The following is a 21,050-nucleotide window of genomic DNA, read 5'->3' on the forward strand; positions in this document are numbered from 1 at the left end:
ATACCCTTGAAGAGGTTTACTTCTCGGCCCGGCGCCGTGCCGGGAACTGCTCCACCGCGAGATGCCGGTTCGCGGTCTATTGCCCTGCTGGACATGTTGATCGTCAACCGACCTCGGCGCTTCGGCGTCGAGTCGGCGAAGGAGAAAGTCATGGCTGTCGAGAGCGATCTCGCTCCACCGCTGTCCCCACCCGCGCCGGGCCCCGGCGCGCTGTCCGATCGTCTGACATCCGTCTTGCGCCACGATCTGCCCGCGTCGATCGTGGTTTTCCTGGTCGCGCTGCCGCTCTCGCTCGGCATCGCCCTCGCCTCAGGCGCGCCCGTCGCCGCGGGCCTCATCGCCGCCGTGATCGGCGGTATCGTCGCGGGCACCCTCGGCGGCTCGGTGCTGCAGGTCAGCGGTCCGGCCGCGGGCCTGACCGTCGTGGTCGCCGAGTCCATCGACAAATTCGGTTGGGGCGTCACGGGTTTCATCGTGGTCGCCGCGGGCGTGCTGCAGATCGTCTTCGGGCTCAGCCGCGTCGCGCGCGCCGCACTCGCGGTCGCGCCCGTCGTGGTGCACGCGATGCTGGCCGGCATCGGCGTCACCATCGCGCTGCAGCAGATCCACGTGCTGCTCGGCGGGGCGTCGCACAGCTCGGCCTGGAACAACCTCGTCGAACTACCCGGCCAGCTGATCTCGCTGCACGGCGGTGACGCGCTGGTCGGCGCCGCGGTGATCGCGGTGATGCTCGGCTGGCGGTACACGCCGGAGAAGATCCGCGTGGTGCCAGGCCCGCTGGTCGCGGTGTTCATCGGCACGCTGCTGTCGATGGTGCTGCCGACGCAGGTCGAGCGCATCGTGCTGGACGGCTCGCTGTTCGACGCCGTCGGCTTGCCGCAGATCCCCGACGGCGGCTGGTCCTCGGTCACCATCATGGTGCTCACCATCGCGCTGATCGCCAGCGTGGAGAGCCTGCTCTCCGCCGTCGCCGTCGACAAGATGCACACCGGACGCCGCACCAACTTCGACCGCGAGCTGATCGGCCAGGGCTCGGCCAACGTGCTGTCCGGCCTGCTCGGCGGCCTGCCGGTCACCGGCGTCATCGTGCGCAGCGCGACCAATGTGCAGGCAGGCGCGCGAAGCCGCGCCTCGGCGATCATGCACGGCGTCTGGGTTCTGCTGTTCTCGGTCGCGCTGGTCGGCGTCGTGCAGCAGATTCCGAAGGCCGCGCTGGCGGGCCTGCTGATCGTGATCGGCATCCAGCTGGTCAAGCTCGCCCACATCAAGCTGGCGCGTCGCACCGGCGACCTGCTGGTTTACGCGGCGACGATCCTCGGCGTGGTCTTCCTGAACCTGCTCGAGGGCGTGATGATCGGTCTCGCGCTGGCCTTCGGCCTGCTGCTGTGGCGGGTGGTGCGCGTGGCGATCACCGCCAAGCAGATTCCGCAGTCGCAGCGCTGGCTGGTCACCATCGACGGTTCCTGCACCTTCCTCGCGCTGCCGAAGCTGTCCGCCGAGCTGGCCAAGGTGCCAGAGGGCGCCGACGTGACCGTCGAGATGACCGTCGACTTCCTCGACCACGCCGCCTTCGAGGCCATCGAGGAGTGGGTGCGCCAACAAGAACACGGCGGCGGCAGCGTCGAGTTCGTGGAGATCGGCACCGTGCGGATGGCCGACGCGCTGGCCGGACCGCCCACACGTGGCTTCGGCCGCGCGGTGTGGGACGAGATCCTCGGGCCGTGGCGGCGCGAGGACGAGCACCCCAACCCGCTCGTCGCGGGCGTCGCCGCCTTCCATCGCAGCCACGCGCACGTGGTGCGGCCGCACCTGGACGGACTGGCCGACCAGCAGGATCCGGACTCGTTCTTCCTGACCTGCTCCGACTCCCGCATCGTGCCCAACGTCATCACCAACAGCGGCCCCGGCGACCTGTTCACCGTCCGCAACGTCGGCAACCTGGTACCGGAAGCCGGTGACGCCTCGGTGGAGGCGGCGCTGGTGTTCGCGCTCGAGGAGCTGAACGTGCGTTCGGTGGTGGTCTGCGGCCACTCGTCCTGCGGCGCCATGAAAGCGCTGTACTCGGGCGCCGACACCGGTCCCGGCATCGAGCCGTGGCTGGCGCACGCGCATCCGAGCCTGGCCAGGTTCCGTGCCGGTCATCCGGTGGCCGAGGCGGCCCGCCTAGCGGGCTACGGCGAGGTGGACCAGCTGAGCATGGTGAACGTGGCGATGCAACTGGAGACGCTGCACCGGCATCCCGCGGTGCGCAGGGCGGTGCTCGAGCGCGGCGTCCGTGTCTCGGGTCTGTTCTTCGACATCGCCAACGCCCGGGTCATCGAGGTGAGGGTCGACGGGCTGGCCCGCATCGGTGACGCGGATCAGGCCGCCGTGCCCGCACTGGTCTGATCGAAAGACGGGATGACTCGCGGGAGCTGCCTTGATTCCCGCGGGTTTCTCGTGTTCGCCGTCGCGCGACAGCGATTCCAGGTCTCCCGCGTTCTCGTAGGCTGGCAGATGTGAGTGCCGAGCTGGATGAGAATCCGACCGACGACCCGACGGGGTGGCGCGCCTTCCGCACCGGAGTGGCCAACCGGCCTACGCTGAATCTCGCCTACCGGATCGGTGTGGCGGTGATCGGCGTCCTGGTGCTGGCTCTCGGCATCCTGGCGATTCCGTACCCCGGTCCCGGCTGGGCGATCGTGTTCGCCGGACTCGGCATCCTCGCCACCGAATTCGCCTGGGCGCGCCGGGCGCTGACCTGGCTGCGGGACAGGTACCGGCAGGGTATGGCCTGGTATGCCTCGCGAGGCGTGGTCATGCGGGTGACCGCGGCAGTAGCCACTGTGTTGTTGGTTGTCGCGACGCTCTGGGTTCTCGGCACGTTCGGATTGGTCGGCGGCTGGATCGGAGTCGAATCGGAATGGTTGCGCAGTCCCCTGGCGTGGTGAGCACGGTTCCCGGCGCGACACTCATACGGCCGGAATGGCTGACCGCGCGGATCACGGAGATGGGCCGGTCTTGGGGCACCTCCTCACCGCGCATCGCGGGCACGCTGTGGTGGTGCATGGTCGCCTCCGCGCTGGTCGAGCCGCTGGCGCGCGCCGCGGCGACGGGGCAGCTGCCGCCGGAACCGGCGCTCGACCGCATCGACTGCGAGATCAGGCCCGACGGCGGGGTCGAGCGCGTTCATATCGCCGCCTGCGACGCCGCTGACGCCGCTCGGTCCGCGGCGGCGCTACATGAAACCTTGGCCGTGGTGATCCCGGCCGTGGCCGCCGTCTCCGGGGCGGGCGTACCCGCGCTGTGGGCCATCGTCGCCGACGCGATGGGCAACCGCGCCTTGGACGCGGGCGATGGCGAAGCGGGAGCCGAACTGGCCGCCCTGGTGGGCGGCAAGCTGCCCGCACCGCGCTTCGTGCCGATCGGCGGACGCACCTTCGTCCGCCGGATCTCCTGCTGCCTCGTATTCGAGATCCCCGGCTGCGAGATGTGCACGAGCTGCCCCAAACGACCGGTCGCCGAACGCGAAGCGCTGCTCGCGAAGCTCGCCGAACAGGCCTGATCCGCTCCCTCGCGCCCGCGATATTCGAGTTGCGCGCGCCAGGATGTGCTGCAAGATGGGTGCCGACACGCCGATAACGAGTCACCCCACGGCGACACCAGGTTTCGCGAGCACGACGACCCATGCCCGAATACGCCCAGAACCCGGTAGGCAACGCGATCACCGGCTCCTGCGGTCAGGCCGGAGGCGCTCGCGACCGGCGCGAATCGCACGGCGGCGGGACCGCTAGCATTGGTCGCGCCGGAGCGATTGCCGCCCGGTGACGCCGCGCGGGAACAGGCCCGCCCACGTAAACGCCAAGGAGAGCGCCGCCGTGACCACCTCAGCCCCGATCAGCCCAGCCACCCTCGTCCGGGTGCAGGCCGGGACTACGGCGGGCGCCGCGGTGCGCGAGGCTGGTCTGCCGACCAAGGGACCCGACACCATCGTCGTGGTGCGCGACGCCGAGGGCGCGCTCAAGGACCTGTCCTGGGTCCCGGACACCGATGTCGAGGTCGAGGCGGTCGCCGCGAGCACCGAGGACGGCCGCAGCGTGATCAGGCACTCCGCGGCGCACGTGCTCGCCCAGGCCGTGCAGCAGGAGTTCCCCGAGGCCAAGCTGGGCATCGGCCCGCCGATCAAGGACGGCTTCTACTACGACTTCCGGGTCGACCGCCCGTTCACCCCCGAGGATCTGGCCAAGCTGGAATCCCGGATGAAGAAGATCGTCAAAGGCGCGCAACGCTTTTCGCGCCGTGTCGTGGAGATCGACGAGGCCCGCGTCGAGCTGGCGGGCGAGCCGTTCAAGCTCGAGCTGATCAGCGACAAGTCCGGCATCGACGACCCCGAGGTCATGGAGGTCGGCGGCAAAGAGCTGACCATCTACGACAACCTGGATCCGCGCACCGGCGAGAAGGTCTGGGGCGACCTGTGCCGCGGCCCGCACATCCCGACCACCAAGTTCATCCCTGCCTTCAAGCTGACCCGCAGCTCGGCCGCCTACTGGCGCGGTGATCAGAACCGCGAGGACCTGCAGCGCATCTACGGCACCGCCTGGGAATCCCAGGAGGCCATGGACGAGCACCTGCACCTGCTCGCCGAGGCCGAGCGCCGCGACCACCGCAAGCTCGGCCTGGAACTGGACCTGTTCAGCTTCCCCGACGAACTCGGCTCCGGTCTTCCGGTGTTCCACCCCAAGGGCGGCATCATTCGCAAGGAACTCGAGGAGTACTCGCGCCGCCGCCACGTGGCCGCGGGCTACGAGTTCGTGAACACCCCGCACATCACCAAAGGCCACCTGTTCGAGGTCTCCGGCCACCTGGACTGGTACCGCGACGGCATGTTCCCCGCGATGCACCTCGACGCCGAGCTCAACGAGGACGGCACCGTCCGCAAGCCCGGCCAGGACTACTACGTCAAGCCGATGAACTGCCCGATGCACAACCTGATCTTCCGTTCCCGCGGCCGGTCGTATCGGGAACTGCCGCTGCGGCTGTTCGAGTTCGGCTCGGTCTACCGCTACGAGAAGTCCGGCGTGGTACACGGTCTGACCCGGGTGCGCGGCATGACCCAGGACGACGCGCACATCTACTGCACCAAAGAGCAGATGCACGCCGAGCTGACCGACACACTGCGTTTCGTGCTCGATCTGCTCGAGGACTACGGCCTGGACGACTTCTACCTGGAACTGTCCACCAAGGATCCGGAGAAGTTCGTCGGCTCCGACGAGATCTGGGAGGAGGCGACCGAGACCCTGTCCAAGGTCGCCTCGGCCTCCGGTCTCGAGCTGGTGCCCGATCCGGGCGGGGCGGCGTTCTACGGTCCGAAGATCTCGGTGCAGGCCAAGGACGCGCTCGGCCGCACCTGGCAGATGTCGACCATCCAGCTCGACTTCAACCTGCCCGAGCGCTTCAACCTGGAATACACCGCCTCCGACGGCACCAAGCAGCGGCCGGTGATGATCCACCGCGCGCTGTTCGGTTCCATCGAGCGCTTCTTCGGTGTGCTCACCGAGCACTACGCGGGCGCCTTCCCCGCCTGGCTCTCGCCGGTGCAGGTGGTCGGCATCCCGGTCGCGGAAGCCTTTGCGCCGCACCTGGATCGGGTGATCGAGCTGCTGCACGACCAGGGCGTCCGCGCCCAGGTGGACCGCAGCGACGACCGGATGCAGAAGAAGATCTTCAACAACACCGCGCAGAAGGTGCCGTTCATGCTGCTCGCGGGCGAGCGCGACGTGAACGCGGGCGCGGTGAGCTTCCGGTTCCGGGACGGCACCCAGGTCAACGGCGTGCCGGTGGCCGACGCGGTGGCCACCGTCGTGGCGTGGATCGCGCGCCGCGAGAACGCCTCGCCCACCGCCGAGGGGTTCGAGATCGTGTCGGCGGGCCCGGCATGACCGCGGACGGGCTGTACGGCTGGGACGACACGGAGCAGGGGAACATCGTGGACATCGGCGCGGGCGACCCCGATCGGCTGCAACGAATCTGGACCCCGTACCGGATGTCGTACATCACCGAGGCCGCGGGATCCCGTCCGACGGACGCCACGGGGCACCCGTTCACCGACATTCCCAAGATGTCCGACGAGGACGGCCTGATCGTCGCCCGCGGTGAGCTGGTGTACGCGGTGCTCAACCTGTACCCGTACAACCCGGGGCACATGATGGTGGTGCCGTACCGCAGGGTGGCCAACCTGGAGGACCTCACCGAGGCCGAGAGCGCCGAGCTGATGGCGTTCACGCAGCGGGCCATCAGGGTGATGAAGAATGTTTCGCGCCCGCACGGTTTCAACGTCGGGCTCAATCTCGGCGGCGTCGCGGGCGGCTCGCTGGCCGACCACCTGCACCAGCACATCGTGCCGCGCTGGGGCGGGGACGCGAACTTCATCACCGTGATCGGCGGGGTCAAGGTGATGCCGCAGTTGCTCCGCGAGACCAGAGACCTGCTCGCCGCCGCGTGGAAGGAAACGGAGTGAGCAACCGCCGCGGTGCTTCGTCCGTCCGAATCGACCGGGCGCGGGTGTAGCCGGTGCTGAGCTTCTTCGGTCGCGAGACGTTCGCCAGGGCCACCGCTCCGCTCGGCAAGGCGCTGGTGCGCACCGGACTGACGCCGGACGCCGTCACCCTGATCGGCACGGCCGCCTCGATCACGGCCGCGGTCACGCTCTTCCCGACCGGTCACCTGTTCTGGGGAACGATGGTGATCTGGTTGTTCGTCATGTTCGACATGCTCGACGGCGCCATGGCCCGGGCCCGCGGCGGCGGCACGAAATACGGCGCGGTGCTGGACGCCACCTGCGACCGGGTCGCCGACGGCGCGATCTTCGGCGGCCTCGCCTGGTGGTCGGTCTACCACGAGCACAACAAGTGGCTGTTCTTCGCCACCCTCGTGGTGCTGGTGACCTCGCAGGTGATCTCCTACGCCAAGGCGCGCGCCGAGGCGAGCGGCCTGTCCGCCGACGGCGGCATCATCGAGCGCCCCGACCGGCTCGTCATCGTGCTCGTCGGCGCGGGCTTCACCGGCATCGGCGGCCACTGGGGGATCGAGTGGCTCACCTGGGCGGTGCACGTGGCCATGTGGATCCTCGCGGTGCTCAGCATCGTGACGGTGTTCCAGCGGGTGCTCGCGGTGCGCAATTCGCCCGGCGCGCGCGAGGTGATCCCGCCCGCCGCGCCGCAGGAGGCGCGGTGAGCGCGCTGGAAGTCCGCGCATCGTTGCTGGTTTTCGCTCGTATCGTCGGTGCTGTGGGATCGGGGGAGCGGTGAATATCGCGGAACGGTTGAGCGACGCCGGATACGCGGCGGGCTGGCGACTGGTCCGGGCGCTTCCGGAGGGCACGGCCCGCAGGCTGTTCGACTGGGGCGGCGAGCGCGCGGCGCGCAACGGCGGCCCGATCCAGCTGCGGCGCAATCTGGCCCGTGTGCTCGGGGTGCCGCAGGAACAGGTGCCCGACGACCTGATCCGGGCGAGCATGCGCTCCTACGCGCGGTACTGGCGCGAGGCGTTCCGGCTGCCGACGATGGATCACGCGGCGCTGGGCAAGTCGGATCGGCTGCCGGTGGCCGGACTGGACCATTTGGACGCCGCGCTGGCCGAGGGTCGGGGCGTGATCTTGGTGCTGCCGCATTCGGGCAACTGGGACATGGCCGGGATGTGGTGTGTCCAGAACTACGGCGGTCTGACCACGATCGCCGAGCGCCTGAAGCCGGAGTCGCTGTTCGAGCGCTTCGTCGCCTACCGGGAGAGCCTCGGTTTCGAGGTGTTCCCGCTGACCGGGGGTGAGCAGCCGCCGTTCGGCCTGCTGGCGGATCGCCTACGGCAGAACAAGATCGTCTGCCTGATGGGCGAGCGCGATCTCACCGGCCGCGGTGTGCCGGTCGACTTCTTCGGTGAGCGCACCTGGATGCCCGCGGGCGCGGCCAGGCTGGCCATCGAGACCGGCGCCGCGCTCGTACCGGTGCATTCCTGGTTCACCGTCGACGGCGACGGCGTGGAAGCCTGGGGCCTGAAATGCGAAGAGCGGCTGGATGTCTCGGGTGGCGTCAGGGCGGCGACGCAGCTGCTGGCGGACCGTTTCGCCGCCAATATCGCCGAGCATCCGGCCGACTGGCACATGCTGCAACCCCTGTGGGAGAGCGATCTGTCCGAGGAGCGCCGGGCCAGGATCGCCGCCGCGCAGGCCGAGCTGTCGGCGCAGAACGGCAGAGACGAGGCGTCGTGAAGATCGGCATGGTCTGCCCGTACTCGTTCGACGTCCCGGGCGGTGTGCAGGCGCACGTGGTGGAGCTGGCCAGGGTGCTCATCGAGCGCGGGCACCGGGTGAGCGTGCTGGCGCCCGCTTCGGAAGGCACCCCGCTGCCCGAGTTCGTCGTCTCGGCCGGACGCGCGGTCGCGATTCCCTACAACGGCTCGGTGGCCAGGCTCTCCTTCGGTCCCATGGCCTACACCAGGATCCGCCGCTGGATCGACGGCAACGACTTCGACGTGCTGCACATCCACGAGCCCAACGCGCCGAGCCTGTCCATGCTCGCGCTCAAGATCGCCGAGGGCCCGATCGTCGCGACGTTCCACACGTCGACCACGAAATCCCTGGTGCTCAGCACTTTTCAGGGCGTGCTGCGGCCGTATCACGAGAAGATCAGCGGCCGGATCGCGGTGTCGGAGCTGGCCAGGCGCTGGCAGGTCGAGGCGCTCGGCTCCGACGCGGTGGAGATTCCCAACGGCGTCGACGTCACCGCCTTCACGCGCGCGCCGCTGTTGCCCGGTTACCCGAGGGCGGGCGGCACGGTGCTGTTCCTCGGCCGGTACGACGAACCGCGCAAGGGCATGGACGTGCTGCTCGGCGCGCTGCCGGAGCTGGTGCGCCGCCACCCCGGCCTGGAGATCCTGATCGTCGGTCGCGGTGACGAGGAACGGCTGCGCCGCGAGGCCGGGCCGAACGCCGGACACCTGCGCTTCCTCGGCCAGGTCTCCGACGAGGAGAAGGCCTCTGCCATGCGCAGCGCCGACGTCTACGTCGCGCCGAACCTCGGGGGCGAGAGCTTCGGCATCATCCTCATCGAGGCCATGGCCGCCGGCACCGCCGTGGTGGCCAGCGAACTCGACGCGTTCCGCCGCGTGCTGCGCGACGGAACCGCAGGGATGCTCGTCCCGGTCGGCGACTCGGCCCGGCTCGCGGCCGCGTTGGACACCGTGCTCACCGACGAGGTGCGCAGGGAATCGCTGGTGCGCGCCGCGAACCAGGTGGTCGGCGAATACGACTGGCCCGTGGTGGCCGAGCAGATCCTGCGCGTCTACGAGACCGTCACCGTCGGCGACACCCGGGTGCGTGCCGCCGGATGATCACCTTCTCCGCCACAACGGTCCTCGTTCTCGCGCTCATCGCGGCCGTCGTCGTCGCGATCGGCCTGTGGGCCTACTCCACCGCGAACCGGCTCGACCGGCTGCACGTGCGCTCCGACCAGTCCTGGCAGGCGCTGGACTCGGCGCTCGCGCGGCGGGCGGTGGTGGCCCGCGCGGTGGCGATGGCGATCGCAGGGCCGGTCTCCGATCCGGCGCTGGCCGATCAGGCCAAACGCCTGTCCGGCCTGGCCGATCGGGCCGAACGCGCCGGACGCGTGGAGCGCGAGACCGTGGAGAACCAGCTCTCCTCGGCGCTGTCGGCCGTCGACATCGGACAGCTGCGACCGCAGCTGGTCGCCGAACTCGCCGACGCGGAGGCCAGGGTGCTGATCGCCCGGCGCTTCCACAACGACGCGGTCCGCGACACGCTCGCGCTGCGCACCCGCCGCCCGGTGCGCCTGCTGCATCTCGGCGGTACCGCCCCGCTGCCGACCTATTTCGAGATCACCGAGCGCGCGACTCCCGCCGCGTCGACCGGACTCGCGGTGGACACCATTCGCACGTCGGCGCGGATCGTGCTGCTCGACGAGCAGGACCGGGTGTTGCTCATGCGCGGCAACGATCCGAAGACCCCGCAGGTCTCGTTCTGGTTCACCATCGGCGGCGGGGTGGAGCCGGGGGAGTCGCTGCGCGCCGCCGCCGTGCGCGAATTGTGGGAGGAGACCGGCTTCCGCGCCGACCCGGACAGCCTGCGCGGTCCGATCTGGCGGCGCGTCGCGGTGTTCCCCTTCGACGGGCAGCTGATTCGCGCCGAGGAGCTGTTCTTCACCCTGCGGGTGCGCGGCTTCACCCCCGATCCGGGCAGCCCCACCGTGATCGAGCGCCGATCCATCACCGGGCACCAGTGGTGCGCACCCGCCGACATCGCCGCCATCGATCGGTCCGGTGAGACCGTCTACCCCTACCACCTGGACGAGCTGCTGCCCGAGGCCGTGACGATCGCGGCCGGATCCGACGATCCCGAGGTCCGTTCCATCCGCTGAGGGCCCTTGACCCGCCTGTGATCCGCTTCACGATCGTGATAGCTTCGTGACTGGATCGCGCCTCAGCGGGTATCCGGATTCGGTGCTCCTCGACGGTGCGGAGCGGTCCCTTTCTGGTGTTGGAGGTAGCTAGTTCATGTCGTATCTGCTGTTCGATTTCCTGTTGCCGATCCTGGGGCCGGCGGCCGCCGAGTACTGGGCGCAGCTGCTGGTCGTGAACCCGATCTGAGTTCGGGGCCCGGTGATTCCGCGCCCGCGCGGGCCCGTTCGATAGCGAACGGTTCGCCGGGACGCGGGGGAGCGGGCCCCCGTGAACATGGCGTGCGTCACGTCGCGCCCAGCTGGCCCCCGAGTAGACCTCGGCACCAGTCCAGTGGCCCTCAACTGGCTATCAAGTGGCTTTCTCTCCCCACTTAGAATGGGGTCGTTTCGTTCCGCGCGACTTGATAGGCGCACATGACTCAGGAGTTTGCCGTGACCACGCCCGAGACCACCAACACCGTCGGCACCGCCCGCGTCAAGCGCGGCATGGCCGAGATGCTCAAGGGCGGGGTGATCATGGACGTCGTCACCCCCGAGCAGGCCAAGATCGCCGAGGACGCGGGCGCGGTCGCCGTCATGGCGCTGGAGCGGGTGCCCGCCGATATCAGGGCGCAGGGCGGCGTATCCAGGATGAGCGACCCCGACATGATCGACGGCATCATCAACGCCGTCTCCATCCCGGTCATGGCGAAGGCCCGCATCGGTCACTTCGTCGAGGCGCAGATCCTGCAGAGCCTCGGCGTCGACTACATCGACGAGTCCGAGGTGCTCACCCCCGCCGACTACGCCAACCACATCGACAAGTGGAACTTCACCGTTCCCTTCGTCTGCGGCGCCACCAACCTGGGTGAGGCGCTGCGCCGCATCACCGAGGGCGCGGCCATGATCCGCTCGAAGGGCGAGGCCGGCACCGGCGACGTGTCCAACGCGACCACCCACATGCGTCAGATCCGCCAGGAGATCCGCAGGCTCGCCGCGCTGCCCGCCGACGAGCTCTACGTCGCGGCCAAGGAGCTGCAGGCCCCCTACGAGCTGGTCCGCGAGGTCGCCGAGACCGGCAAGCTGCCCGTCGTGCTGTTCACCGCGGGCGGCATCGCCACCCCGGCCGACGCCGCGATGATGATGCAGCTCGGCGCCGAGGGCGTGTTCGTCGGCTCGGGCATCTTCAAGTCCGGCAACCCGGAGCAGCGCGCGGCCGCCATCGTCAAGGCCACCACCTTCTACGACGACCCGGACGTGCTGGCGAAGGTCTCGCGCGGTCTCGGCGAGGCCATGGTCGGCATCAACGTCGAGGAGATCGCGCAGCCGCACCGGCTCGCCGAACGCGGCTGGTGAGCCCCGCGGCACTTGCCGCACTTCCCTTTTCGTCACGCCCGGTCCCAGGCAGCAGCCCGGGGCCGGGCGTTTCGGTTCGCGCTGATCTCGACTCTTCGACCCGCCACACCACGATCTCAGAGTTCCCACAGAGCCGCTGAGTAGGTTTCGGTGCACGGCGAGCTGCACGGTCGCCGCTGCCGCCGACCGATTCGAACGCAAAGGATCAGAGTTGAAGCTTCGGAAGACCGGAAGAGTCGCGATCGCAGGCCTGGCCGTCGCCGCCGCGCTGAGCATGACGGCGTGCGGCAGCGACGACAAGAGCGAGGACGCCAAGCCGGCCCGCACCACCACCAGCGTCAAGGCAGGCGCGGCGGCGAACGTGCCGCCCGTGCCGACCGTGGAGCAGTTGAACACCCAGCTGCAGCGGGCACTCGACCCGGCGGTGCCGAACCAGGAGAAGCTGGCGATGATCCAGGGCGCCGAGGCCGATCCGGAGCTGCCCGGCCGGCTGGCGGAGGCCTATCAGCAGACCGGGGCCAGTGTCGTGGTGACCGAGGTGACCGCCTTCGGCGACACTATCAACGCCAAGGCCAAGATCGTGCTCAACGGCCAGGAGAACCTGGCGGACGTGCCGTTCGTCGCCGAGAACGGCACCTGGAAGGTCCAGAAGGCGTGGGCTTGCGGCATGCTGACCAACCTCGGTCAGCAGTCGGCCGCCTGCGCCTGACAACGCTGATCCGCGCAACGCGGATCGTGCCGCACACGTGACGGCGGACGAGTGGCACACAACGTCGGGGGCGGCGGAGGCTCCGCTGCCGCTGTGTGTGCCACTCGTCGAACACGTCGAATCTGTAGCCTCTCGACGACACCCGGTCGCGCATTGCGATCGGGTGTTCTTTTTCCTGCCCGGCGCAGCAGGGAATCCAGTTGATCACCGTGCGCCACAATGGGTTACGGGCTGCGGTGGTTCAAGAGCGGCTCAGCGCCGGGCGATCGGGGTGGTCCCACCGCGCGGAAAACGTTGGCACCTCCGGATTCTCGCGGTCATAGTGCAGCAGAGCGGGGATGGTCCAGTGCTCTTCCCGCGGCGTCCGGCGGCGCAGCGCCGCTTCGCTGAGATCGAGGCGCACCGTCAGGTCGAAGGCGAGATCGCGGCCGAGGAGCATGGGTCCGGCGAGGAACAGCACCAGATCGGTGGGTGCCGCGCGGACGGCCGCGCGGGCCGAGCGATCGGCGGCCTCGTCCCATAGCGCGGGCAGCCAGCGACCGTGCTCGCGTAGCGCGCCGACGACCTCGCGACGGACCGCGTCGTAGTCGAACCACGCTGTGCGGTAGGAGTATTCGTCTTCGCGGCCGAACTCCATGCGCAGCGAGGCCGGACGCACGTAGTCGTGCAGCGAAAGCACCTCGGCGGACCGGCCCGTTCCGCGCAGGCGTTCGGCGGCGAGCCGCGCGAACGCCGCGGGTTGTGCCGCGTCGGCCCCGTCGACGGCGATCAGGCGGCGGCCCGGCAGCGCCGAGACCCGGTCGACGAGCAGATCGGCGAGGCCGTCCTGGGTGATCGGCACGAACTGCGGCACCGCTCCATCACAGCAGACGCGCCGCCGGGATGCTTCGCTCGGCCACGATCGCTCGAGCGGAGTTCGCCACGGCGACAGCGCCCGGCGATGTGACCGGCGCGACATCGCCCGCGTGGCCCGCGAATTCCGGGCATCCGCTCGCGCGACTGGACCGGTGGCCGAAGGGGGAGAATCGGACGCCGCGGGTTAACCTCAGCGCATGGCGACAATCGAAGAGGCATTGGAGATCGAACGCCTGGAGCGGGACATCTTCCGTGGCGCGTCCACGAAGACCCAGCTGGCTCGTACCTTCGGCGGCCAGGTCGCCGGGCAGGCCCTGGTTTCGGCCGTGCGCACGGTGGAGCCGCGGTTCCAGGTGCATTCGCTGCACGGGTACTTCCTGCGTCCTGGCAATCCGCAGGAACCCACCGTGTACCTGGTCGAGCGGATCCGCGACGGCCGGTCCTTCTGCACCCGCCGGGTCACCGGCGTGCAGGACGGTGCGGCGATCTTCACGATGTCGGCTTCGTTCCACGTCGGCGACGCGGGCCCGGAGCACCAGGACGTGATGCCCGAGGTGGCGGCGCCGGACGACCTGCCCGACGCGCAGACCTCGATGAGCCCCGAACGGCTGTGGGCGATGCGCGAATGGGAGCACTGGGACATCCGCACCGTGCCGCAGGACTCGGTGTCGCGCCGCGACGGCGTGGTCTCCCAGCAGCAGGTGTGGTTCCGCTACCGGCACCCGCTGCCCGACGACCCGCTGTTCCACGTCTGCACGCTGGCCTACATGAGCGACATGACGCTGCTCGGCTCCTCCAAGGTCACCCACCCCGACGAGCCGACCCAGGACGCGTCGCTGGATCACGCCATGTGGTTCCTGCGCCCGTTCCGCGCCGACGACTGGCTGCTCTACGACCAGTCCTCGCCCTCGGCGGGTTTCGGCCGCGCGCTCACCGGCGGCAAGATCTTCAACCGCGAGGGCAAGCTGGTCGCCGCGGTCGTCCAGGAAGGACTGATCCGCACCCCGCGGACATGAGGGCGGGCGACGGCGACCGTGAGCGGGCCCACAGTGCGCGGGCTCGTAAGCTCGGCGGGGTGAACGCAGCATCGGTCGCCGCACCCGCAACGGAGGCGCGGCAGACGTCGTCCCGGCCCACCATCGGTGTTCTGGCTCTGCAAGGTGATGTGCGCGAACACGTCTCGGCGCTCGAGCACTGCGGCGCGCAGCCGGTGCTGGTACGGCGGGCCGCCGAGCTGGCCGCCGTGGACGGCCTGGTGTTGCCCGGCGGCGAGTCGACCGCGATCAGCAAGCTGCTGGAGGCGTTCGAGCTGCTCGAACCGCTGCGCGCGCGGCTGCGCGACGGCATGCCCGCCTTCGGTTCCTGCGCGGGCATGATCCTGCTGGCCTCGGAGGTGCTCGACACCCGTGCGGACGCCAAGCATCTTTCCGGCATCGATATGACGGTGCGCCGCAACGCCTTCGGGCGGCAGGTCGACTCCTTCGAGACCGATCTCGATTTCGTGGGCCTCGACGACGGCCCGGTGCGCGCGGTGTTCATTCGCGCGCCGTGGGTCGAGCGGGCGGGCGAGAACGTCGAAGTGCTGGCGACGGTGCCCTCCGGTCCGTTCGCCGGCCGCGTCGTCGCGGTGCGCCAAGGCAAGGTGCTCGCCACGTCGTTCCACCCCGAGGTGACCGGTGACCTGCGGGTGCATCGCATGTTCGTCGACCTGGTCCGCGCTGCGTAGCTCGCGCCGAAAGCGCAGGTGAAACGGGTAACCGAGTACTCGTGTTTCGGCGCTGCCGCCGGTGAATCATCGCTTCCATCCGGGCGATCCCGACCGACCCGGGCGTGGTGACGACACCACCCGACGAACGAAGCACGATCATGACCGATGTCATTCCCGCCCGCCGTGCGGGCAACGAAGGACCGGTGCCTGCCGAGTCCCGGATTCTCAACCTGGTCCCGTCCCGCGACACCGAGGGGGATTGGACGTTCGCCGACGCACTGGCCGTCGGCGCGCTCGGCGCGGTCGCCGCGCTGCCGCCCTCGGTGGACCTGCGCCGCGACTGGTGGACCATCGGCGACCAGGAGGACACCGGGTCCTGCGTCGGCTGGGCGACCGGCGACGGACTGATGCGCTACCACCTGGTGACCGCGACCAAATTGAGCGAAGAGCGCCGCGTCTCACCGCGATTCGTGTGGATGGCCTCCAAGGAGACCGACGCGTTCTCACAGCGGCCGGAGACCTTCATCGAGGGCGCGGGCACCGAGCTGAAGGCGGCCGTCGAGGTCTGCAAGAAGTACGGCGTGGTCGAGGAGCGGTATCTGCCGTTCCACATCGAGACCAAGATGTACCGCGGCCAGGAGAACACCTTCTGGGCGCACGCGGCCACACTGCGCATCGCCTCGTATTTCAACGTCGGCAAGAACATCGACCAGTGGCGCACCGTGCTGGCGGGCGGCAGCCCGATCCTCGCGGGCCTCATGGTGGACGACACCTGGGACAGCTCCACCGACAACGGCGGTTTCCTGGAGGAATTCCGGGCGGGCACCGAACGCGGCGGGCACGCCGTCGCCATCGTGGGCTACCTGCCCAGCGGACACTTCATCGTCCGCAACAGCTGGGGCACCGCATGGGGCGACAACGGCTTCGCGTACGCGTCGCCGCACTACATCCAGGGCGCGTTCTTCCCGGAGGCGTACGTGGTCTCGTTCTGAGTTCTCGGCGCGCCGGGCGGGACTCACGGGTCCTGCCCCGGTCGCGGGAAGGAATGGGGGCCGAAGCCGGGCGGACGGCGTCTATTAGGCTTGTGGAGTTGTCCGTCAACCGACCCGAAGGAAGTAGGGAATGAGCGGCCACTCCAAATGGGCCACCACCAAGCACAAGAAGGCCGCGATCGACGCCAAGCGGGGCAAGCTCTTCGCGAAGCTGATCAAGAACATCGAGGTGGCGGCCCGCACGGGTGGCGGTGATCCGGATGGCAACCCGACGCTGTACGACGCCATTCAGAAGGCCAAGAAATCGTCGGTCCCCAACGACAACATCGAGCGCGCCCGCAAGCGCGGCGGCGGTGAAGAAGCGGGCGGCGCCGACTGGCAGACCATCATGTACGAGGGCTACGGCCCCAACGGCGTCGCGGTGCTCGTCGAGTGCCTCACCGACAACCGCAACCGCGCCGCGGGCGAGGTGCGCGTCGCGATGACCCGCAACGGCGGCAACATGGCCGACCCGGGCTCGGTGGCCTACCTGTTCCACCGCAAGGGCGTCATCACCCTGGAGAAGAACGGTCTCTCCGAGGACGACGTGCTGATGGCCGTGCTGGACGCGGGGGCCGAGGAGGTCAACGACCTCGGCGAGTCGTTCGAGGTCATCAGCGACCCGAGCGATCTGATCGACGTGCGCAAGGCGCTGCAGGCGGCCGGCATCGACTACGACTCCGCCGAGTCCGGCTTCCAGCCGTCGGTGTCGGTCGCGGTCGACGCCGAGGGAGCGCGTAAGGTGTTCAAGCTGGTCGACGCGCTCGAGGACAGCGACGACGTGCAGAACGTCTACACCAACGTGGACGTCTCCGACGAGGTCCTCGCGCAGCTCGACGACTGAGCGGTCGGACGACCGAGCGGTCGGACGACCGAGCCCAGACTCGACGACCGAGCTCGGCCCGGCCGACGATTCGGCACTACGGCGAGCCCCGGCCACGATGCGGCCGGGGCTCGCCGTCTTGTCCGGATCGGCAGCGTCCGGTCGATCGCGTCGTCATGCGAAGTTCTTCTTCGTGGCGCTGTCGTTCGGCCTGCGCTCCCGGCGGGTGCGCGGTGATGGGGCCGGACCGGGGCCGAGCATCGATCGAGGGGGCACGCCGGGTACCGAGACCGACGCGCCGAAGGTGACCGTAAGACACCTACGGGCGACCCGATCCGGTTCGCCCACAGGATTCACCCCGGGGGTTATTCGGCCACTTTCGTGCGGTCACACCACTCGTAGACGGTCAGGGGACCCGACTCGGTGTCGGCCTGCCGCTGGGTGACCTTGAAGTGTTCGTAACCGCCCTTGAAGGGGATTTTGAGCTCGATCCCCGGCGGGGTGATGGGAACGATCCGCTCCGGCAAGTCCGCTGGGCCGCCTTCGAGGATGGCTTTCGCACCGTTGCTCATCAACCGATGGTAGTTCCGAGAGCGCCGCGGCCTCGGCATTTTCGCGGGACCGCGGGGCGCGGGAGAATCCTCCGTATGGTCTTCCTCGAGTTCGTGCGCGGCGACATCACCGAGCAGGCGGTCGACGCGGTGGTCAACGCGGCCAACTCCTCGTTGCTCGGCGGTGGCGGGGTCGACGGCGCCATTCATCGCAAGGGCGGTCCCGACATCTTGGCCGCGTGCCGCGACCTGCGCGCGTCGCACTACGGCAAGGGCCTGCCCACCGGCAAAGCGGTGGCGACGACCGCCGGTCGGTTGCCCGCCCGCTGGGTCGTGCACACCGTCGGCCCGGTCTGGTCGGCCGGTGAGGACCGTTCCGAGCTGCTGGCCTCCTGTTACCGCGAATCCCTTCGGGTCGCCGACGAACTCGGAGCCCGCACCGTCGCGTTCCCCGCCATCTCCACCGGCATCTACGGCTGGCCGATCGAAGACGGCGCGCGCATCGCGGTCGAAACCGTGCGCGCGACCGAGACCGCGGTGTGGACCGTGCGCTTCGTGCTCTTCGACGAACGCGCCTACACGGCCTTCGCCGCGCGGGCCTAGGTCCACGGGGTCGCGGACCGTGTCGCTGGTGACCGGGAGCACCCCGCTCCGTTAGACTCTCGAACAGTTGTTCGTGTCTGGGAGAGGGGAATTCGTGCGGGTGATGGGCGTCGACCCGGGGCTCACCCGGTGCGGCCTCAGCATCGTGGAGGGTGGGCTCGGCCGGAAAGTCACCGCGCTCGACGTCGATGTGGTGCGCACCCCCGCGGACATGGAGCTGGCGCAGCGGCTGATGCGCGTCGCCGACGCCGCCGAGGAGTGGATGGACACCCACCGTCCCGCGGCGGTGGCGATCGAGCGGGTGTTCGCCCAGCACAACGTGCGCACCGCGATGGGCACCGCCCAGGCGGGCGGCGTGATCGCCTTGGCGGCCGCGCGGCGCGGGATCCCGGTGGCCTTCCACACGCCGAGCGAGGTGAAGGCCGCGGTCACCGGCAACGGCACCGCGGACAAGGCGCAGGTGACCGCGATGGTCACCCGCATCCTCGGCCTCCAGGTCGCGCCCAAACCGGCGGACGCGGCGGATGCGCTGGCGTTGGCGATCTGTCATTGTTGGCGGGCGCCGCTGCTGGAGCGGATGGCCGCGGCCGAGGCAAAGGCGGCCGAGGCGCGGCGGCGCTACACCGAACGACTGGCGGAACAACGGAAGGCGGTGCGCGGGTGATCGCGTCGGTACGCGGCGAGGTGCTGGAGATCGCGCTCGACCACGCGGTGGTCGAGGCGGCGGGCGTCGGCTACCGGCTCAACGCGACCCCCTCGACGCTGGCCGCGCTGACTCGCGGCGCGGAAACCCGCCTCTACACGGCGATGATCGTGCGCGAGGACTCGATGACGCTGTACGGCTTCGCCGACACCGAGGCGCGCGACCTGTTCGGTCTGCTGCAGACGGTCTCCGGCGTCGGCCCGCGCCTGGCCATGGCCGTGCTCGCGGTGCTCGAGCCGGAGGCGCTGCGCAAGGCGCTGGCCGAGAGCAATGTCGCGGCGCTCACCAGGGTGCCCGGCATCGGCAAGCGCGGCGCCGAGCGCATGGTGGTGGAACTGCGCGACAAGGTGAATCTCGTTCCGGTGCAGGCGGGCCCGCCCGGCAGCGCGCCCGCTCCGGTGATCACCCCCGTGCGCGAGCAGGTCGTCGAAGCGCTGACCGGGCTGGGTTTCCCGGTCAAGCAGGCCGAACAGGCGGTGGACACCGTCCTTGCCGACCAGCCCGCCGCCGACACCTCCACCGCGTTGCGGGCCGCGCTGTCGCTGCTCGGCAAGAACCGATAGGCCACGATGGACTACGACGACACCGGCGCGGCCGAATCCCCGGTCAGCGCAAGCTATCTGAAGTCCGACGGCGAGATCGAGGCGAGCCTGCGTCCGAAGTCGCTCGACGACTTCATCGGCCAGCCGCGGGTCCGCGAACAGCTCGCCCTGGTGCTGCGCGGCGCCAAACAGCGCGGCGGCACTCCCGACCATGTGCTGCTGTCGGGGCCACCGGGCCTCGGCAAGACCAGCATGGCGATGATCATCGCCGCCGAGCTCGGCACCGCGCTGCGCATCACCTCTGGCCCTGCGCTGGAGCGGGCGGGCGATCTGGCCGCCATGCTCAGCAATCTGGTCGAGGGCGACGTGCTGTTCATCGACGAGATCCACCGCATCGCGCGCCCCGCGGAGGAGATGCTCTACCTCGCCATGGAGGACTTCCGCGTCGACGTGGTGGTCGGCAAGGGGCCGGGCGCGACCTCGATCCCGCTCGACATCGCCCCCTTCACCCTGGTCGGGGCGACCACCCGCTCGGGCGCGCTGACCGGCCCGCTGCGCGATCGCTTCGGCTTCACCGGTCACATGGACTTCTACGAGCCCGACGAGCTGCTGCGGATCCTGCTGCGCTCGGCGCACATCCTCGGCGTCGGCATCGAGACCGACGCGGCCGCCGAGATCGCGGGCCGGTCCCGCGGCACGCCGCGCATCGCGAACCGGTTGTTGCGCCGGGTCCGCGATTACGCCGAGGTGCGCGCCGACGGGCTGATCACCCGTCCCATCGCGCGGGCCGCGCTCGAGGTCTACGACGTGGATTCCCTCGGCCTGGACCGTCTGGACCGTGCGGTCCTCGGCGCGCTGGTCCGCAGCTTCAACGGCGGTCCGGTGGGCGTCTCGACCCTCGCGGTCGCGGTGGGCGAGGAGGCGGCCACCGTCGAGGAGGTCTGCGAACCCTTCCTGGTGCGCGCGGGCATGGTGGCGCGGACGCCGCGCGGGCGCGTCGCGACGGCCGCGGCGTGGGAGCATCTCGGCTTGGTGCCACCGCCCGATCTGGTGTTCGGCTCGATCGAAGTCCGTGGCAGGGAACCGCATCCGACCCTGGACCTTTTCGACTGATCGGCGCCCCCGGCTGGGGCGGCGGACATCCCGTGAACGCGCTGTCCCGCCGATACCGGGAGCCGCGCGACCGGCGTGCTCGGATCCGCACCGATAGAGTCGGGACATGACGGTGGTTCAATCCGTGCTCGACCGCATCCCCGAGCCGTATCGCAGCAAGGCGATCGAGCACCGGGAACTGCTGAAATTCGCGACGGTCGGCGCCATCACGTGGTTCATCGACACGGGCGTCGTGTACGCCACCAAACTGACGGTGCTAGGCGATAAGCCGCTCACCGCCCGCCTGCTCGGTGTGCTGATCGCCACCATCGCGTCCTACATCCTGAACCGCGAGTGGTCTTTTCGCACCAGGGGCGGGCGTCAGCGCCATCACGAGGCCGCGCTGTTCTTCGCGGTGAGCGCGCTCGGCATCGGCGTCACGATGATCCCGCAGGCGATTTCGCTGTACGTGCTGGATCTGCGGGTGCCGCACGTCGGGCCGGTGACCCAGGCCGTGGCCAACTTCATCACCGGTCAGATCCTCGGCGTGCTGCTCGCCATGGCCTTCCGCTTCTGGGCGCTGCGCAGGTTCGTCTTCCCGGACGACCTGCGCGAGGCCGAATTGCACAGCATCCAGGGCTGATTCGGCC

At 69.6% G+C, this 21,050-nt stretch carries 22 protein-coding genes; 20 read left to right on the forward strand and 2 right to left on the reverse strand.

All coding sequences use genetic code 11. The features are described 5' to 3' along the window. Nucleotides 1-150: 150 nt before the first annotated feature. The 11 genes from NX1_RS30120 to NX1_RS30170 all read left to right on the forward strand — a co-directional run bounded on the left by NX1_RS30120 (nucleotide 151) and on the right by NX1_RS30170 (nucleotide 12,492). Nucleotides 151-2,388, forward strand: a complete 2,238-nt coding sequence (locus tag NX1_RS30120; RefSeq protein ID WP_068066907.1) for a solute carrier family 23 protein — start codon at nucleotides 151-153, stop codon at nucleotides 2,386-2,388. Nucleotides 2,389-2,498: 110 nt separating this feature from the next. After that, nucleotides 2,499-2,930, forward strand: coding sequence for a TIGR02611 family protein (locus NX1_RS30125; protein WP_068066828.1), 432 nt, complete (start codon nucleotides 2,499-2,501; stop codon nucleotides 2,928-2,930). Continuing rightward, nucleotides 2,927-3,544, forward strand: a complete 618-nt coding sequence (locus tag NX1_RS30130) for a (2Fe-2S)-binding protein (protein WP_169812307.1) — start codon at nucleotides 2,927-2,929, stop codon at nucleotides 3,542-3,544. The genes NX1_RS30125 and NX1_RS30130 overlap by 4 nt, the downstream gene beginning before the upstream one ends. A 313-nt stretch (nucleotides 3,545-3,857) precedes the next feature. Then, nucleotides 3,858-5,918, forward strand: coding sequence for a threonine--tRNA ligase (thrS, locus tag NX1_RS30135; protein ID WP_068066910.1), 2,061 nt, complete (start codon nucleotides 3,858-3,860; stop codon nucleotides 5,916-5,918). Further along, complete coding sequence (locus NX1_RS30140; RefSeq protein WP_068066834.1) at nucleotides 5,915-6,496, forward strand: ATP adenylyltransferase; 582 nt, start codon at nucleotides 5,915-5,917, stop codon at nucleotides 6,494-6,496. The genes thrS and NX1_RS30140 overlap by 4 nt, the downstream gene beginning before the upstream one ends. Nucleotides 6,497-6,549: 53 nt before the next feature. Next, nucleotides 6,550-7,212 (forward strand): phosphatidylinositol phosphate synthase, encoded by a 663-nt coding sequence (pgsA, locus tag NX1_RS30145; protein ID WP_068066837.1) that lies wholly within the window; start codon nucleotides 6,550-6,552, stop codon nucleotides 7,210-7,212. Nucleotides 7,213-7,282: 70 nt separating this feature from the next. Continuing rightward, nucleotides 7,283-8,242, forward strand: a complete 960-nt coding sequence (locus tag NX1_RS30150; RefSeq protein ID WP_068066841.1) for a phosphatidylinositol mannoside acyltransferase — start codon at nucleotides 7,283-7,285, stop codon at nucleotides 8,240-8,242. After that, nucleotides 8,239-9,363, forward strand: a complete 1,125-nt coding sequence (locus tag NX1_RS30155; RefSeq protein WP_068066844.1) for a glycosyltransferase family 4 protein — start codon at nucleotides 8,239-8,241, stop codon at nucleotides 9,361-9,363. The genes NX1_RS30150 and NX1_RS30155 overlap by 4 nt, the downstream gene beginning before the upstream one ends. Further along, entirely contained in the window at nucleotides 9,363-10,406 is a 1,044-nt protein-coding gene (locus tag NX1_RS30160) for an NUDIX hydrolase (RefSeq protein ID WP_068066913.1), read from the forward strand. Before NX1_RS30155 ends, NX1_RS30160 begins: the two co-directional genes overlap by 1 nt. A 456-nt stretch (nucleotides 10,407-10,862) precedes the next feature. Further along, complete coding sequence (gene pdxS / locus NX1_RS30165; RefSeq protein WP_068066846.1) at nucleotides 10,863-11,783, forward strand: pyridoxal 5'-phosphate synthase lyase subunit PdxS; 921 nt, start codon at nucleotides 10,863-10,865, stop codon at nucleotides 11,781-11,783. 211 nt (nucleotides 11,784-11,994) lie between these two features. Beyond that, on the forward strand, nucleotides 11,995-12,492 hold the full coding sequence (locus NX1_RS30170) for a WKL family lipoprotein (RefSeq protein WP_068066848.1): 498 nt from the start codon (nucleotides 11,995-11,997) through the stop codon (nucleotides 12,490-12,492). A 241-nt stretch (nucleotides 12,493-12,733) separates the two neighbouring features. On the opposite strand, the gene NX1_RS30175 is transcribed toward NX1_RS30170, so the two are convergent. Further along, nucleotides 12,734-13,345, reverse strand: a complete 612-nt coding sequence (locus NX1_RS30175; protein WP_068066852.1) for a nucleoside/nucleotide kinase family protein — start codon at nucleotides 13,343-13,345, stop codon at nucleotides 12,734-12,736. A gap of 199 nt (nucleotides 13,346-13,544) precedes the next feature. Between NX1_RS30175 and NX1_RS30180 the strand changes: the two genes are divergently transcribed. The 4 genes from NX1_RS30180 (at nucleotide 13,545) to NX1_RS30195 (ending at nucleotide 16,930) form a co-directional block, all read left to right on the forward strand. Then, nucleotides 13,545-14,363 carry an acyl-CoA thioesterase gene (locus NX1_RS30180; protein ID WP_068066856.1) on the forward strand — a complete coding sequence of 273 codons (819 nt, stop codon included), beginning with the start codon at nucleotides 13,545-13,547 and terminating at the stop codon, nucleotides 14,361-14,363. A gap of 59 nt (nucleotides 14,364-14,422) precedes the next feature. Further along, the gene (gene pdxT / locus NX1_RS30185) at nucleotides 14,423-15,073 is read left to right on the forward strand and encodes a pyridoxal 5'-phosphate synthase glutaminase subunit PdxT (RefSeq protein WP_068066859.1); all 651 of its coding nucleotides are present in this window, start codon (nucleotides 14,423-14,425) and stop codon (nucleotides 15,071-15,073) included. 140 nt (nucleotides 15,074-15,213) lie between these two features. Beyond that, on the forward strand, nucleotides 15,214-16,047 hold the full coding sequence (locus NX1_RS30190) for a C1 family peptidase (protein WP_084501860.1): 834 nt from the start codon (nucleotides 15,214-15,216) through the stop codon (nucleotides 16,045-16,047). Between the two features lie 130 nt (nucleotides 16,048-16,177). Further along, nucleotides 16,178-16,930, forward strand: a complete 753-nt coding sequence (locus NX1_RS30195; protein WP_068066862.1) for a YebC/PmpR family DNA-binding transcriptional regulator — start codon at nucleotides 16,178-16,180, stop codon at nucleotides 16,928-16,930. Nucleotides 16,931-17,274: 344 nt separating this feature from the next. Here the strand turns inward: NX1_RS30195 and NX1_RS30200 are convergent, their stop codons facing one another. After that, complete coding sequence (locus tag NX1_RS30200) at nucleotides 17,275-17,481, reverse strand: DUF5988 family protein (RefSeq protein WP_068066866.1); 207 nt, start codon at nucleotides 17,479-17,481, stop codon at nucleotides 17,275-17,277. Nucleotides 17,482-17,556: 75 nt separating this feature from the next. Here NX1_RS30200 and NX1_RS30205 point away from each other — a divergent pair, with 75 nt between their 5' ends. From NX1_RS30205 to NX1_RS30225, 5 genes are all read left to right on the forward strand, one after another. Continuing rightward, on the forward strand, nucleotides 17,557-18,063 hold the full coding sequence (locus NX1_RS30205) for an O-acetyl-ADP-ribose deacetylase (RefSeq protein WP_068066869.1): 507 nt from the start codon (nucleotides 17,557-17,559) through the stop codon (nucleotides 18,061-18,063). A gap of 94 nt (nucleotides 18,064-18,157) precedes the next feature. Further along, nucleotides 18,158-18,727: a crossover junction endodeoxyribonuclease RuvC gene (gene ruvC, locus NX1_RS30210; protein WP_068066872.1), complete on the forward strand. Its 570-nt coding sequence runs from the start codon at nucleotides 18,158-18,160 to the stop codon at nucleotides 18,725-18,727. Then, on the forward strand, nucleotides 18,724-19,329 hold the full coding sequence (gene ruvA, locus NX1_RS30215; RefSeq protein WP_068066874.1) for a Holliday junction branch migration protein RuvA: 606 nt from the start codon (nucleotides 18,724-18,726) through the stop codon (nucleotides 19,327-19,329). The genes ruvC and ruvA overlap by 4 nt, the downstream gene beginning before the upstream one ends. Nucleotides 19,330-19,335: 6 nt before the next feature. Next, on the forward strand, nucleotides 19,336-20,421 hold the full coding sequence (ruvB, locus tag NX1_RS30220) for a Holliday junction branch migration DNA helicase RuvB (protein WP_068066877.1): 1,086 nt from the start codon (nucleotides 19,336-19,338) through the stop codon (nucleotides 20,419-20,421). A 106-nt stretch (nucleotides 20,422-20,527) separates the two neighbouring features. Then, a complete protein-coding gene (locus tag NX1_RS30225; RefSeq protein WP_068066883.1) occupies nucleotides 20,528-21,043 on the forward strand; it encodes a GtrA family protein in 516 nt (171 codons plus the stop codon). Nucleotides 21,044-21,050: the final 7 nt, after the last annotated feature.

This window comes from Nocardia xishanensis NBRC 101358 (assembly GCF_001613365.1).
Taxonomy (GTDB): domain Bacteria; phylum Actinomycetota; class Actinomycetes; order Mycobacteriales; family Mycobacteriaceae; genus Nocardia; species Nocardia xishanensis.

What these genes read in the sequence shown, in the direction of transcription:
- NX1_RS30205 (WP_068066869.1), top strand. Translation starts at nt 17,557, where the DNA reads ATGGTCTTCCTCGAGTTCGTGCGCGGCGACATCACCGAGCAGGCGGTC.
- NX1_RS30180 (WP_068066856.1), top strand. Translation starts at nt 13,545, where the DNA reads ATGGCGACAATCGAAGAGGCATTGGAGATCGAACGCCTGGAGCGGGAC.
- NX1_RS30200 (WP_068066866.1), bottom strand. Translation starts at nt 17,481, where the DNA reads ATGAGCAACGGTGCGAAAGCCATCCTCGAAGGCGGCCCAGCGGACTTG.
- NX1_RS30225 (WP_068066883.1), top strand. Translation starts at nt 20,528, where the DNA reads ATGACGGTGGTTCAATCCGTGCTCGACCGCATCCCCGAGCCGTATCGC.
- ruvB (WP_068066877.1), top strand. Translation starts at nt 19,336, where the DNA reads ATGGACTACGACGACACCGGCGCGGCCGAATCCCCGGTCAGCGCAAGC.
- NX1_RS30195 (WP_068066862.1), top strand. Translation starts at nt 16,178, where the DNA reads ATGAGCGGCCACTCCAAATGGGCCACCACCAAGCACAAGAAGGCCGCG.
- NX1_RS30120 (WP_068066907.1), top strand. Translation starts at nt 151, where the DNA reads ATGGCTGTCGAGAGCGATCTCGCTCCACCGCTGTCCCCACCCGCGCCG.
- NX1_RS30140 (WP_068066834.1), top strand. Translation starts at nt 5,915, where the DNA reads ATGACCGCGGACGGGCTGTACGGCTGGGACGACACGGAGCAGGGGAAC.
- pdxS (WP_068066846.1), top strand. Translation starts at nt 10,863, where the DNA reads ATGACTCAGGAGTTTGCCGTGACCACGCCCGAGACCACCAACACCGTC.
- NX1_RS30190 (WP_084501860.1), top strand. Translation starts at nt 15,214, where the DNA reads ATGACCGATGTCATTCCCGCCCGCCGTGCGGGCAACGAAGGACCGGTG.